Source organism: Pseudomonas sp. SHLD1, from assembly GCF_028640935.1.
GTDB lineage: Bacteria > Pseudomonadota > Gammaproteobacteria > Pseudomonadales > Pseudomonadaceae > Chryseomonas > Chryseomonas aestiva.
Window position 1 is genome coordinate 82026 of record NZ_JAQZAD010000020.1, and the last position, 13631, is coordinate 95656.

General features: G+C 69.4%; 12 protein-coding genes. 7 read left to right on the forward strand and 5 right to left on the reverse strand.

Annotated elements, in window-relative coordinates:
* Position 1 precedes the first annotated feature (1 nt).
* On the forward strand, positions 2-1519 hold the full coding sequence (locus PVZ77_RS15495; protein ID WP_273808158.1) for an aldehyde dehydrogenase family protein: 1518 nt from the start codon (positions 2-4) through the stop codon (positions 1517-1519).
* A 3-nt stretch (positions 1520-1522) separates the two neighbouring features.
* Positions 1523-2677, forward strand: coding sequence for a M20 aminoacylase family protein (locus tag PVZ77_RS15500; RefSeq protein WP_273808157.1), 1155 nt, complete (start codon positions 1523-1525; stop codon positions 2675-2677).
* Positions 2678-2704: 27 nt separating this feature from the next.
* Here PVZ77_RS15500 and PVZ77_RS15505 read toward each other — a convergent pair whose 3' ends face one another.
* Complete coding sequence (locus PVZ77_RS15505; RefSeq protein ID WP_273808155.1) at positions 2705-3607, reverse strand: LysR family transcriptional regulator; 903 nt, start codon at positions 3605-3607, stop codon at positions 2705-2707.
* Positions 3608-3936: 329 nt separating this feature from the next.
* Here PVZ77_RS15505 and PVZ77_RS15510 point away from each other — a divergent pair, with 329 nt between their 5' ends.
* From PVZ77_RS15510 to PVZ77_RS15525, 4 genes are all read left to right on the forward strand, one after another.
* Positions 3937-5262, forward strand: coding sequence for a DUF3100 domain-containing protein (locus PVZ77_RS15510; protein WP_273808154.1), 1326 nt, complete (start codon positions 3937-3939; stop codon positions 5260-5262).
* 242 nt (positions 5263-5504) lie between these two features.
* Positions 5505-6431, forward strand: a complete 927-nt coding sequence (gene rbsK, locus PVZ77_RS15515) for a ribokinase (protein WP_273808153.1) — start codon at positions 5505-5507, stop codon at positions 6429-6431.
* A 48-nt stretch (positions 6432-6479) separates the two neighbouring features.
* Positions 6480-7811: an L-fucose:H+ symporter permease gene (fucP, locus tag PVZ77_RS15520; protein WP_273808152.1), complete on the forward strand. Its 1332-nt coding sequence runs from the start codon at positions 6480-6482 to the stop codon at positions 7809-7811.
* Between the two features lie 13 nt (positions 7812-7824).
* Positions 7825-8910: an aldose 1-epimerase family protein gene (locus PVZ77_RS15525; RefSeq protein WP_273808151.1), complete on the forward strand. Its 1086-nt coding sequence runs from the start codon at positions 7825-7827 to the stop codon at positions 8908-8910.
* Here PVZ77_RS15525 and deoR read toward each other — a convergent pair.
* Positions 8903-9667 carry a DNA-binding transcriptional repressor DeoR gene (deoR, locus tag PVZ77_RS15530; RefSeq protein ID WP_187981021.1) on the reverse strand — a complete coding sequence of 255 codons (765 nt, stop codon included), beginning with the start codon at positions 9665-9667 and terminating at the stop codon, positions 8903-8905. The two genes, PVZ77_RS15525 and deoR, sit on opposite strands and share 8 nt — an antisense overlap.
* A gap of 94 nt (positions 9668-9761) precedes the next feature.
* On the opposite strand from deoR, the gene deoC reads away from it, so the two are divergent.
* On the forward strand, positions 9762-10439 hold the full coding sequence (gene deoC, locus PVZ77_RS15535) for a deoxyribose-phosphate aldolase (RefSeq protein WP_273808150.1): 678 nt from the start codon (positions 9762-9764) through the stop codon (positions 10437-10439).
* Between the two features lie 110 nt (positions 10440-10549).
* On the opposite strand, the gene cobM is transcribed toward deoC, so the two are convergent.
* The 3 genes from cobM to cbiE form a co-directional block, all read right to left on the reverse strand.
* Positions 10550-11281, reverse strand: a complete 732-nt coding sequence (gene cobM / locus PVZ77_RS15540; RefSeq protein WP_273808149.1) for a precorrin-4 C(11)-methyltransferase — start codon at positions 11279-11281, stop codon at positions 10550-10552.
* Positions 11278-12000 (reverse strand): cobalt-precorrin-6A reductase, encoded by a 723-nt coding sequence (locus PVZ77_RS15545; protein ID WP_273808148.1) that lies wholly within the window; start codon positions 11998-12000, stop codon positions 11278-11280. Before PVZ77_RS15545 ends, cobM begins: the two co-directional genes overlap by 4 nt.
* Before the next feature lie 341 nt (positions 12001-12341).
* Positions 12342-13544, reverse strand: coding sequence for a precorrin-6y C5,15-methyltransferase (decarboxylating) subunit CbiE (cbiE, locus tag PVZ77_RS15550; protein ID WP_273808146.1), 1203 nt, complete (start codon positions 13542-13544; stop codon positions 12342-12344).
* Positions 13545-13631 lie beyond the last annotated feature (87 nt).

Below are 13631 nucleotides of genomic sequence, written 5' to 3' on the forward strand. Positions count from 1 at the left end.
CATGATGAATGCCAAGACACTGGAATTGCTCAAGCCCTTCTGGGGCGACCGCCAGCAGGTCGCAAGCTACGTGGACGGCGCCTTCGTCGAGGGCAGCGGCGAGCGGATCACCGTGCGCAACGCCCATGACGACAGCCCGGCCTACAGCTACCCCGATGCCGACCTGGCCGTGGTCGAGCGCGCCGATGCCGCCGCCCGCCGGGCGCGCGAGGAATGGCGCGCCCTGACCGCCCAGGCGCGTGGGCGCATCATCTACCGCGTCGGCGCCCTGATCCGCGAGGAGGCCGAGGCCCTGGCGCAGCTGGAATCCCTGACCGCCAACAAGCCGATCCGCGATGCCCGCGTCGAGGTGCTCAAGGTCGCCGAGATGTTCGAGTACTACGCCGGCTGGGCCGACAAGCTGCATGGCGAAGTCATCCCGGTGCCCACTAGCCACCTCAACTACGTGACCTACGAACCCCTGGGCACGGTGCTGCAGATCACCCCCTGGAATGCGCCGATCTTTACCGGCGGCTGGCAGATCGCCCCGGCCATCACCGCCGGCAACGCGGTGATCCTCAAGCCTTCCGAGCTGACTCCGGTGACCTCGTTGCTGCTCGGCGTGCTGGTGGAACGCGCCGGTGCGCCCAAGGGCCTGGTCAACGTGCTCGCCGGCCAGGGCCATACCGTCGGCCAGCAGGCGATCGCCCACGCCGACATCCGCAAGGTGGTCTTTGTCGGCTCGCCGGCCACCGGCCGGCACATCGCCGCCGCCGCGGCGCAGCGCTGCATCCCGGTGGTGCTGGAGCTGGGTGGCAAGTCGGCCAACATCGTCTTCGCAGACGCCGACCTGGACCTCGCCGTGCGCGGCGCCCAGGCGGCGATCTTTTCCGGCGCCGGCCAGAGTTGCGTCTCGGGTTCGCGGCTGCTGGTGCAGGAATCCATCTACGAGCGCTTCATCCAGGCGGTGGCCCGCGCCGCCAGCCAGTTCAGGGTGGGCGATCCGAGTGATCCCGAGACCCAGATCGGTCCGATCCACAACGCCAAGCAATTCGCCCATGTACGCAACATGGTGGAAGGCGCCCTGGGTGAAGGCGCGCGGCATGTCGCCAATGGCGTCGAGCCGCTGCCCGCCGGGACCGGCTACTACGTCAATCCCACGGTGCTGGCCGGCCACAACGGCCTGAGTTGCGCCCAGGAAGAGATCTTCGGGCCGGTGGTGGTGGCTATCCCGTTCAAGGACGAGGCCGATGCCATCCGCATCGCCAACGACAGCCGCTTCGGCCTGGCCGGGGCGGTCTGGACCCGCGACGTCGGTCGCGCCCACCGGGTGGCTCGCGGCGTGCGCGCCGGCACCTTCTGGGTCAACGGCTACAAGACCATCCACGTCAGCTCGCCCTTCGGTGGCTATGGCGAGAGCGGCTACGGTCGCTCCTCCGGCCTCGACGCCCTGCGCGAATACAGCGAGGTGAAGAGCGTCTGGGTGGAAACCGCCGCCGTCCCTGCCGTCGGTTTCGGCTACGGCGCCAGCCTGGAGTAACAGATGACCATCCATCAAGCCTTGTTGGACGACGCCCGCAGCTGGCGTCGCGATTTCCACGCCCATCCGGAACTGGGTTTCGCCGAGCACCGCACCGCGGCGCGGGTGGCCGAATTGCTGGAAGGCTTCGGCCTGGAGGTCCATCGTGGCCTCGGTGGGACCGGCGTGGTCGGGGTGCTGCGTCACGGCGAGGGTCCCAGCCTGGGGCTGCGCGCCGACATGGACGCCCTGCCGATGCAGGAGGTGGGGGACGTTCCCCACCGTTCCACCGCCGCCGGGCGCATGCACGCCTGCGGCCATGACGGCCACACCGCCATCCTGCTGGCCACCGCCCGCCACCTGAGCGAAAACCGCGATTTCCGCGGCACTCTCTATTTCGTCTTCCAGCCCGCCGAAGAGAATCTTGGCGGCGCCCAGAAGATGATCGAGGACGGCCTGTTCGAACGCTTCCCCATGGACGCCCTCTACGGCCTGCACAACTGGCCGGGATTGCCGGCCGGCCAGTTGGTGGTCAATCCGGGCGCCATGATGGCCTCGCTGGACACCTTCGCCATCACCCTGACCGGCAAGGGCTGCCATGCGGCCATGCCCGAGCGCGGGCGCGATCCCATCGTCGCCGCGGCGGACCTGATCCTGCAGTTGCAGACCATCGTCGCCCGGCGGATCTCGCCGCTGGCCGCCGCGGTGGTCAGCGTGACCATGCTGGAGGCGGGGGAGGCCATCAACGTCATCCCCGAGGTGGCGCGGCTCAGGGGCACGGTGCGTTGCCTGGATGGCGCGGTGCGCGCCGAGGTGGAGCGGCTGATCGGCGAGATCGTCGCCCAGGCGCCGCTGGCCCAGGGGGTGCGCGGCGAGCTGGAGTTCACCCGGGGCTATCCGGTGACCCAGAACCATCCCGAGCAGGCGGCGCGGGTACGTCAGGCGGCGGTGACCGCCTTTGGCGCCGAGCGGGTCAGCGATGGCGTACCGCCGTCCATGGCCTCCGAGGACTTCGCCTTCATGCTGGCGGCGCGCCCGGGGGCCTATCTCTGGCTGGGCGTCGACGGCGCCCAGCCCTCGGCACCGCTGCACAACCCGGCCTATGACTTCAACGACGCCATCATCGAGCCGGCCGTACGGTTGTGGGCCGAGCTGGTGCGCCAGGAACTGCCCGCCTAAGCCCCTGGCAGCGAGTGCCGCCGACGCTCAGCGAAAGGCGGTCATCTGCTGCACCATGGCCGTGCGCAACTCGTCCGCGGCGCGGCTGAGCTTGCGCCCCAGGCGGGTGACCAGCTCGACGTGGGCGCGGGCGAAACCCGGATCGGCCAGGGGCAGGGCGCGCAAGGCGTCGCTGTCCAGTTCCTGGGTGGCGGCGAACAGCGGCAGCAGGGTCACGCCGCCCTGCTGGGCATAGTGCTTGAGCAGGGCGAAGGTGTTGCAGGTCAGGGTCGGCGCCAGGCGCTGGCCGGCGGCCTGCTCCACGGCGTCGAGCATCTGGCGGATGCCGTAGGAGATGTCCGGCACGGCCAGGCGATGCTGGCCGAGCTCCGCCAGGGTCACGGGCGCCTGAGCCCCGGCGAGCGGATGCTCCGGTGCTACCAGCGCATAGAGCGGCTGCTCGCGACTGCCATGTACGCGCAGGTGCGGATCGCGCGGCGGATTGAACACCAGCCCCAGTTGCGCCTCGTCTTCCATCACCTGGCGAATCACCTCGTTGGTGCCCACCACATTGACCCTGACCTCGATCTCCGGATGCCGTGCGGAAAAGTCGCCCAGGCTGCGCGACAGGTCGCCGATGAAGCCCTCGCCGATCGCCAGCACCACGCGGCCGGTGCGCAGTCCCTGGAGATCGGAAATGGCGTCTCTCAGGCCGTCGAGCTGGGTCTGGCGCTGGCGGAAATAGTCCAGCACCAGGCGCCCGGCCTCGGTCGGGGTGATGCCGCGGCGGTGTCTTTCGATGAGGTCGACGCCCAGCTCCGCCTCGACCTGGGCGATCTGCCGGCTGACCGCGGAAGGGGCGATATCCAGGGCGTCAGCCGCGGCGCGCACGCTGCCCAGGCGCACCGCCTCGACGAAATAATGCAAGCGTTGTTCGTGAATTCCACGCATCCGTGTGTTCTCTTAAAGGCAACGGAAAAGGCCATTTCCAGTATTGGAGAGAGAACAGGCCGCTGTCCATACTCGGGCCAAGACCACGGCCGCCCCGGCCTGGCCAAGGCCCGCGACGCAGAGCTCCGGAACGGCGAGAAGTCCCACGCGAGACCCTGTCCGCCCCGGGTTTCCACCTTCCGGTACGCCAGCCGTGCGACCTCGACCAGGCCTCCAGAACGATCGGGTCGCGCTCCCTCGCGGAGCCCTTTTCTGCCCAGCGGGCTTCGCCGCTCGCGACTGCCAACCATACCTACAACCGAGCCCGCGAGTGGGCCGCAGGGGGAAGAATGAGCGCCAATCCGACGCTGGCCGTGGGCCAGGACCGCGCTGTCAGCAATACCGTCAGACTCTACATCTGGGCAGCGCTGGTGCTGCTGATCGCCGAGCTGATCGGCTCCCTCACCATACCGCTGGGGCCAGGCAAGGTGGTGCTGCTGCCGATGATCTGGGCGCTCTTGCTGGGTGCGGCGGTGGGGCAGGTCGGCAGGCGCATGCCGCTGGGGCTGGGTATCGACCGCGGCGCCCAGGTGCGCTCGGCGGCCATCCTGCAATACGCGTTGCTGGTGTTCATCGCCAAGCTCGGCCTGGTGGTGGGCGGCTCGCTGCCCACGGTGATCGCCGCCGGCTGGGCACTGGCCTTCCAGGAGCTGGGGCATTTCGTCGGCACCATCCTGCTCGGCCTGCCGGTGGCCCTGCTGCTGGGCATCAAGCGCGAAGCCATCGGCGCCACCTTCTCGGTGGGGCGTGAACCGAGCCTGGCGATCATCAGCGAACGCTATGGCATGGACTCCCCGGAAGGCCGCGGCGTGCTCGCCGAGTACCTGACCGGCACCCTCTTCGGCGCGGTGTTCATGGCCATCGTCGCCGGCTTCATCGCCAGCCTGAACATCTTCCACCCCTATTCCCTGGCCATGGGCGCCGGCCTGGGTTCGGGCAGCATCATGGCCGCCGCGGCCGGTGCCATCGCCGCCCAGCAGACCGCCGAGGTGGCCAAGGAGGTCATGGCCCTGGCCGCCGCCGCCAACCTCATCACCCTGACCCTGGGCACCTATTTCACTCTGTTCATCTCCCTGCCGCTGGCGGTCTGGGGCTACCGGGTGATGGAGCCGCGCATCGGCCGTACCACCAAGGCCTCTTTCCAGCAGAGTGCGGTGGATGCCGCCGTGGTGGACGAACCTGTCGAGCTGGGCTGGTCGGCACGCTTCAGCGCCTGGCTGGCCTCGGGCGCCCTGGCGCTGCTGGCGACCCTGGTGATGAGCAAGACCCTGCCACCGGCTGCTTTCCTGGGCGTCGCGGTGATGATCCTGGCGGCCTTCGTCGGCGAGCTGCTCTGCCAGCTGTTCCGCCGCAAGGTGCCGGCGGTGTGCTGGGTATCGCTGGTGGCCATGTTCTTGACCTCGCCCTGGTGCCCGCTGGCGCCGCAGATCACCGCCGCCCACAACGCGGTCGGCATCATGGCGCTGATCACCCCCATGCTGGCCTTCGCCGGCCTGTCCATCGCCAAGGACATCCCGGCCTTCCGTCGCCTCGGCTGGCGCATCGTGGTGGTTTCGCTGATCGCCAGCTTCGGCACCTTCATCGGCGCGGCCTTCATCGCCGAAGTGTTTCACTGATCTCCTCCGCGCGCACCGGGTCCCCGGTGCGCCGCTTCCCGCTGCCGTACCGCCCCCTCGTCCGACTCTCCTGTCCCGCGCATTTTCGTGTCGCAGCTCCCAGCCTTGAGCCTTGGCGGCAAGGTGTCGTCCGTGGGCGATCACCGGCGCTTGAGCTGCGCCCCGAGTTGCAGTATCTATGATGGAAAATTAACAAAAACCGTTAATTTAATAACATCAAGAAAAACGGAGGCGCGCTCGGCATGGGCAAAATCGCGGTCATCGGCAGCAACATGGTCGATCTCATCACCTACATCGAGCGACTGCCCGTACAGGGCGAGACGCTGGAGGCGCCGGACTTCGCCCTCGGCTGTGGCGGCAAGGGCGCCAACCAGGCGGTCGCCGCGGCCAAGCTGGGCAGCGAGGTGCTGATGGTGACCAAGGTCGGCGACGACCTCTTCGCCGACAACACCCTGGCCAACTTCCGCCGCTTCGGTATCGACACCCGCCACGTGACCCGCGCGCCGGGTCGCTCCAGCGGCGTGGCGCCGATCTTCGTCCAGCCCGATTCGCACAACAGCATCCTCATCGTGAAGGGCGCCAACGCCGCCCTCGCGCCGGCCGACATCCAGACGGCGGAAGCCGACCTGCGCGGCTGCGCGCTGATCGTGCTGCAGCTGGAGATCGCCCTGGAGACCGTCTATGCCGCCATCGACTGCGGCCAGCGGCTGGGTATCCCGGTGCTGCTCAATCCGGCGCCGGCGGTGGCCGACCTGAGCGCCGCGCACCTCGCCCGGCTGGATTACTTCGTCCCCAACGAGACCGAGCTGGCCCTGGTCAGCGGTCTGCCCGTGCAGGATCGCGAGAGCGCCTTTGCCGCCGCGCGGGTGCTGGCCGGTCGCGGCATCCGCCACGTGGTGGTCACCCTCGGTGCCCAGGGCGCGCTGTACGTGGGCGCGGAGGGCGAGTTCAGCCTGCCCGGCCAGGCGGTGGCAGCCATCGACACCACCGGCGCCGGCGATGCCTTCATCGGCTGCTTCGCCCATGGCCGCGTCCAGGGCCTCGGCCTGCGGGACGCCATGCAGCGGGCGGTGGCCTATTCGGCGCTGTCGGTCACCGGGCGCGGCACCCAGACCTCCTATCCCGAGGCCGCGGTCTTCGCCGACTACCTCGCGTCCCTGGATCTCTGACCCACACGCGGCAATCCCCCCACCCTGGCATCCCTACGGAGAACAACAATGAGCCAGTCACCCCTGCGGCCCAGCGCCGACGGCTACTACCTGAACCGCACGCCGTGGTTCGCCTTCATCCTGCTGTGCTGCATCTTCGCGCTCTGGGCCGCCGCGGCGAGCATGAACGACGTGCTCATCGCCCACTTCAAGAAGGCCTTCCTGCTCAGTGACTTCCAGACCGCCTTCGTCCAGTCGGCCTTCTATCTCGGCTATTTCTTCCTGGCCCTGCCGGCCGCGCTGATGGTGCGGCGCTTCAGCTACAAGACGACCATCCTCTTCGGCCTGTTCCTCTACATGGTCGGCTGCCTGCTGTTCTTTCCGGCCGCGTCCATGGCCAAGTACGGCATGTTCCTGCTGGCGCTGTTCGTGATCGCCGCCGGACTGTCCTTCCTGGAGACCGCCTGCAACACCTATTCGACCCTGCTCGGGCCGCGCGAGACCGGTACCCGGCGGCTGAACATCTCCCAGACCTTCCACCCCTTCGGTGCCATGACCGGCGTCTACGTGGGCAGCTTCGTGATGTTCAAGGACGGCGACGCCAGCCAGGCGCAGCTGCTGCAGATGAATCCCGCCGAGGCCGCCGCCCAGCAGCTGCAGATGATCCAGGCCACCCTGACGCCCTACCAGTGGATGATCGGCGTGCTGGTGCTGATCTTCGTGCTGATCGCCTGTACCCGCTATCCGTCCTGCAAGGGCAACGATGCCGTGCGCAGCGAAAACGACGGTATCGCCGCCAGCCTCGGGCGGCTGCGGCGCAATCCGCGCTTCGTCTTTGGCGTGCTGGCGCAGTTCCTCTATGTCGGCGCCCAGGTCGGCGTCTGGAGCTTCACCATCCGCCTGGCCATGCAACTCGGCGGCATGAACGAGCGCAGCGCCTCCTGGTTCCTGCTCACCACCTTCGCCGCCTATTTCGTCGGCAAGCTGATCGCCAACCTGCTGATGCGTCGCTGGCATCCGGCCAAGGTGCTGGGCGTCTACGGGGTGCTGTGCATCGCGCTGCTGGCCTACACCATCCTGGTGCCCAACATCACCGCGGTGTACGCCGCCGTGGGCGTAAGCATCTTCCTCGGCCCCTGCTGGCCGACCATCTATGGCCTGACCGTCGACGGCATCGGTCGCGACACCGAATTCGGCGGTTCGCTGCTGGTGATGAGCATCGTCGGCGGCGGGGTGATCCCGATCTTCCAGGGCCTGCTGTCCGACTACACCGGCGGCAACATGCAGCTGGCCTATTCGGTGCCGCTGCTGTGCTTCACGGTGATCGTCGCCTACGCCCTCTACTGCCTGCGTCATCCGGCCAGCGAGCGGCTGCCGGTGGGCGCCGCCCAGACCGCCTGAGGAGGGCGCTGCCATGTCCGTACGCCTGCCCTTGCAACCTGAGCAATTCACCGCGTGCGAGCGCACCCTGCTCGCCAGCGACGCCTTCCAGGTGCGCGCCTGGACCTATCCTTCCGGGGTGCTCGCCCTGGCGCTGGAGAATCGCCGCGGCCGGCTGATCGTGCTGCCCTACCAGGGGCAGATGGTCTGGGACGCCACCTTCGACGGTTGTCGTCTGACCATGCCCGGGCTGTTCGACCAGCCGCGGCCGACCCGGCGGATCATCGAGACCTATGGCTGCTTCATGTTCCACGCCGGGGTGCTGCGCAACGGCTGCCCGGCACCGGAGGACAGCCACGAGCTGCACGGCGAACTGCCCTGCGCGCCGCTGGACGAGGCCTGGCTGGAGCTGGGCCGGGACGCGGAGGGTGACTTCCTGCGCCTGGGCGGTCGCCATGACTACGCCATGGGCTTCGGCGATCGCTATCGCGCCCAGCCGAGCGTGACCCTGAGACCGGACAGCGCCGTGTTCGAGCTGGGCCTCGAGGTGGAAAACCAGGCTGGCCAGCCCATGGACCTCATGTACATGGCGCATATGAATTACGCCTATGTACCTGGCGGTCGCTTCCATGAGCCCCTCGGCGTGGCCCGTACCCGGGTGCGCACCAGCGTGCCGGCCCATGTGCGGCCTACCCCCGACTGGCAGGCCTTCATCGCCGAGCTGGCCGAAGATTCGGAACGGCTACGGGTGCTGGAGGCGCCCGCGCGCTACCAGCCGGAGATCGTCAGCTTCATCGATGCGCCGGGCACCGACGCGGCGGGGGAGGCGCACTTCCTGCTGGAGCATCCGGGCGGCGCCGCCTTCTACACGGCCTATCGCCCGGCGGCCTTGCCCCATGCCACGCGCTGGGTGCTGCACAACCCCGATCAGCAGGTGGCGGCCTTCGTGCTGCCGGCGACCTGCGAGCCGGAGGGCTATCTGGCCGAGTCCGCCAAGGGGCAGGTGCAACAGCTGCACCCGGGTGAACGGCGCGTCTTCAGCGTGCGCACCGGCTATCTCGCCGCTGCCGAGCGCGACGCGCTGCTGGCGCGCCTGGCCGACCCGGCGCGGATCAGGTAAGCAGTTGCGCGCCGTTCGCCTCGATCCGCTCGCGATAGCTGCGCGGAATGCGCCCGTCGCTGACCACCCCGTCGAAGTCGTCGAGCGCCGCGAAATGCGCGGCGCGCACCACGTCGAACTTGGTATGGTCGACCAGCAGCAGCCGCTGCTGGGCCTGGCGCAGGACCTTCTGCTTGACCTCGACCTCGTTGAAGTTGAAGCAGGTGACGCCGAAGTCCTCGCTCACCCCGGCCGCCGAAACGAAGGCATGGGTGAGGCGCACGCCATCGAGCACCCCGGTCTCCAGGCGACTCTCGAAGATCTGGTTCTTGCGCTGGAAGGTGCCGCCGCACACCACCAGGGTGCAGTTGACCTTCTGCTGCAGCTTGAGCAGCACGTTGAGCGAGTGGCAGACGGCGGTGAATTCCAGGTCATCGGGAATGAAGTCCACCACGAAGGGCGTGGTGGTCCCGCAATCGAGGAAGACGGTGTCGCCGGCGCGGATCTGCGCCGCGGCCAGCCGACCGATGCGGCGCTTTTCCTCGACCTGGCGCAGGTCCTGTTCCACCACCTGGTAGCCCGGGGCCTCGCTGCCGCCGACATCGCGGGTGACATGACCGCCGAGCAGCCGCAGGCCGTCCGGCGGGAGCCGCAGGTCGCGTCTCAGGGTCATTTCCGAGACACCCAGCAGCTGGGCCATCTCGCGCAGGTGAATGGCGTGCTGATCCTGCAGCGCCTGGTGCATCAGCTTGAGCCTAGCGGCTTTCTTGCTATCCATGAGGGGTGCGCTACGGGAGTCCGACTAGAGGTGCAGGCCGCACCAACCAAGAATTCTGATTCGATCATACGCTACCCGTGCCTGAGGAGGCCCCATGCAGCTTGAACCCGGCGAACTCGCCAAGACCATCGACCACACCCTGCTCGCCGCCGATGCCCGCCGCGCCCAGATCGACCGCCTGTGCCAGGAGGCGCGCACCCATGGCTTCTATTCGGTGTGCGTGAATTCCGCCCAGGTCCCCCACGCCGCGGCGCAGCTCGCCGGCAGCGCGGTCAAGGTCTGCGCGGTGGTGGGCTTTCCGCTCGGCGCCGGGCTGAGCGCGGCCAAGGCCTTCGAGGCCGAGCAGGCCATCGCCGCCGGCGCCGGGGAGATCGACATGGTGCTCAATATCGGCTGGCTCAAGGATGGTCTGCTGGACGAGGTGTCCGCCGACATCGCCGCGGTGCAGGCCGCCTGTGGTGCGGTACCGCTCAAGGTGATCCTGGAGACCGGGCTGCTCGACGAGACCCAGAAACGCCAGGCCTGCCGGATCTGTCGCGACCTCGGGGTCGCCTTCGTCAAGACCTCGACCGGTTTCGGCCACGGCGGCGCGACCCTGGACGACGTCCGCCTGATGCGCGAGGAAGTGGGTCCGGAGATGGGCGTGAAGGCCTCCGGCGGCGTGCGCGACCGGGCCACCGCCCAGGCCATGCTGGACGCCGGCGCGACCCGCCTGGGAACCAGTTCGGGCGTGGCCATCGTCAGCGGTGGCGAGGGTGGGGCGGGGTACTAGGGTTAGATCCTGAAAGCATCGCGGCCATGGCGGTCCGCCGTAGCGGCCGCTCCTACAGAGGCGTCACTCCCTGTAGGAGCGGCCCATGGCCGCGATCAGACCTGGCACGACTACCCCGGCCCCTGCCGGTACAGCTTGGAATCCTGGAAATCTCCCGGCGCTAGCACCTCGCCGACCAGGATCAGCGCGGTGCGACGGAAATCCTTGTCCCGCGCCCGTTCGACGATGTCGGCCAGGGTGCCCTGGACGCTGTCCTGGTCCGGCCAGCTGGCGCGGTGGACGATGGCCACCGGGCAGGCGGGGCCATAGTGCGGCAGGAGATCGGCGACGATGCGCTCCAGCTGGCCGACGCCGAGGTGGATGGCCAGGGTCGCGCGGTGGCGGGCCAGGTCGGCCAGCGCCTCGCCTGCCGGCATGGCCGTGCGACTGGCATAGCGGGTGAGGATCACCGTCTGGCTGACCCCGGGCAGGGTCAGCTCGCAACCCAGCAGCGCGGCGCAGGCGGCGGTGGCGGTCACGCCGGGAACGATGGCGTAGGGAATGCCCAGCGCCTGCAGGCGGCGGATCTGCTCGCCGATGGCGCCATACAGCGAGGGATCGCCGGAATGCACCCGGGCCACGTCCTGGCCGCGGGCATGGGCAGCGGCCAGATGGCCGACGATGGCCTCCAGGTCCAGGTGGGCGGTGTCGATCACCGTCTCAGCCTGGTGGCCCTCCAGCACCGCGGGCGGCACCAGGGAGCCGGCGTAGAGGATCACCGGGCACTGGCGGATCAGCCGCTGGCCCCTGACGGTGATGAGGTCGGGATCGCCGGGGCCGGCGCCGATGAAATGGACGGTCATGGGGTTTCCTCGGCCAGGGCGACGAGCAACTCGGCGACGCTGGCGAATTCGCGGTCGACGGTGGGCAACGCGGGGCGACGCAGGATCAGCACCGGCAGGCCCCGCTCGCGGGCGACCTGCAGCTTGGGCTGGGTGGCGGCGCTGCCGCTGTTCTTGCTGATCAGCACATCGAAGTCGCCCTGGGCGAAGAGCGCGCGTTCGGCCTCCAGGGCGAAGGGGCCGCGGTCGGCGATGATCCGCGCCCGGGCGTGGCCGGGATGGGGGTCGAGCAGGCGCAGGGTCCAGAACTGCCCGCCGGGAATCTCCTGGAGATGCTCCAGCGGTTCGCGACCCAGGGTGAAGAAGGGGCGGGCGAAGGGTGCCAGGGCTCGCTGCAGCTCGGCCCAGTCGGCCACCTCGCGCCAGTCGTCGTCCGGTCCGGCCTGCCAGCCGGGTCGGCGCAGCGCCCAGCAGGGGAGGCCGGCCTCGGCCGCGGCCAGGGCGGCGTTCTGGCTGATCTGCGCGGCATAAGGGTGGGTGGCGTCCAGCAGCAGCTCGATGCCCCCGTCGCGGAGAAAGGCGGTCAGCCCGGCGCCGCCGCCGTAGCCGCCGACCCGCACCTGGCAGGGCAGGTCCTGGGGCACCCGGCCGAGACCGGCGAGGCTGTAGAGGGCGTCCGCCGGCAGCGTGCGGGCGATGGCCAGGGCTTCGGTGGTGCCGCCGAGCAGGAGGATCTTCATGGGCAGTCTTCCGTCAGAGCGGCGGAGGTTTCGTCATGCATGGCGTGCTCTCGCCCCCGGCCCCTCTCTCCGAGGGAGAGGGGAGGAAAAGCAGTGCCTGGGGGCGAGCGGCGGAGTAGGGCGGTGGGCCGCGCAGGCCGCTTGCTCGTCGGTTGGCGCAGCGCGCGCAGCGGGGGCATCAAAGGCCGGCTTGAGCGCCAGACTTCCATCAGCCCAGCGGACCACCCCCTCTCCCCCGCAGGGAGCGGGTTGGAGTGAGGGGGCAAGGCGCCGCTCACAGTCTTCGAGGATGAAGGAGGCATACTCAATCACCCTCCCTACTTTTGGCAGGCCACCGCCACTCACGGCTTAACCACTTCCAGCAAGGTGATGGGCAGCGCCGCGCGCCAGGTATCGAAGGCGCCCAGTGGCTGGGCCTGGGCGACTTGCAGGCGGGTCAGGTCACCACCGTGGCGTTCGCGGAAGGCCACTAGGGCGGCTTCGGTCTGCAGGGTCACGGCGTTGGCGACCAGGCGGCCGCCGGGGCGCAGGGCGGCCCAGCAGGCGTCCAGCACGCCAGGGGCCGTGAGGCCGCCGCCGATGAAGATGGCGTCCGGGGTGGCCAGACCGGCCAGGGCCTCGGGCGCCTGGCCGGCCACCAGGTGCAGCGCCGGGGCGCCGAGCTGGTCGCGGTTATGGAGGATATGGGCCTGGCGACCGGCGTCGGCCTCGATGGCCAGCACCCGGCAGCGGGGATGGCTGCGCGCCCATTCGATGCCGATGGAGCCGCAGCCGGCGCCCACGTCCCACAGTAGTTCGCCCGGGCGCGGCGCCAGGCGCGCCAGGGTCACGGCGCGCACGTCGCGCTTGGTCAGTTGGCCGTCGTGGCGATAGGCGCTGTCCGGCAGGCCGGGGGTGAGCGGCAGTCCCGCTTCACCGGTCTCGCTCAGTACCTCGATGGCGACCAGGTTGAGCGCGGCTGCTTCCGCCTGCGACCAGTCCTGGGCGCGGCCGCTGATCCGTCGCTCCAGAGGACCGCCCAGGTGCTCCAGCACCTGCAGCTGGCTGGCGCCAAAGCCCTGGTCCACCAGCAGCGCGGCCAGGGCGGCGGGGCTGTGGCCGTCATTGCTCAGTACCAGCAGGCGTGCGCCGGGATGCAGGTGGCGCACCACCCCGGCCAGGGGCCGCGCCACCACCGACACCAAGGCGACCTCCTGCAACGGCCAGCCCAGCCGAGCCGCGGCCAGGGAGTAGGAGGAGGGCGCCGGCAGCACCTGCAGTTCGTCGGCCGACAGCTGGCGCGAAAGGCTCGCGCCGACGCCGAACAGCATGGGATCGCCGCTGGCCAGCACGCAGACCGGGGTACCGCGGCGGTCCAGAACCGGGGTCAGGGCGAAGGGTTGCGGCCAGGGCTCGCGGATGGCGCGAATGCAGGGTGGCAGCAGCGCCAGCTGGCGTGGACCGCCCATGATGACCCGGGCGTCCAGCAGGGCGCGGCGGGCCTGCTTGCCGAGGCCGGGGTAGCCATCTTCGCCGATACCCACCACGGTCAGCCAGGGAATCATGAACACACCTCATCGAACGTCAGCCGACCGGGCGTTTTCAAGGGGTCGGGCAAAGCGGGCATAATAACGTCTTTCCCCGTCCAGCCC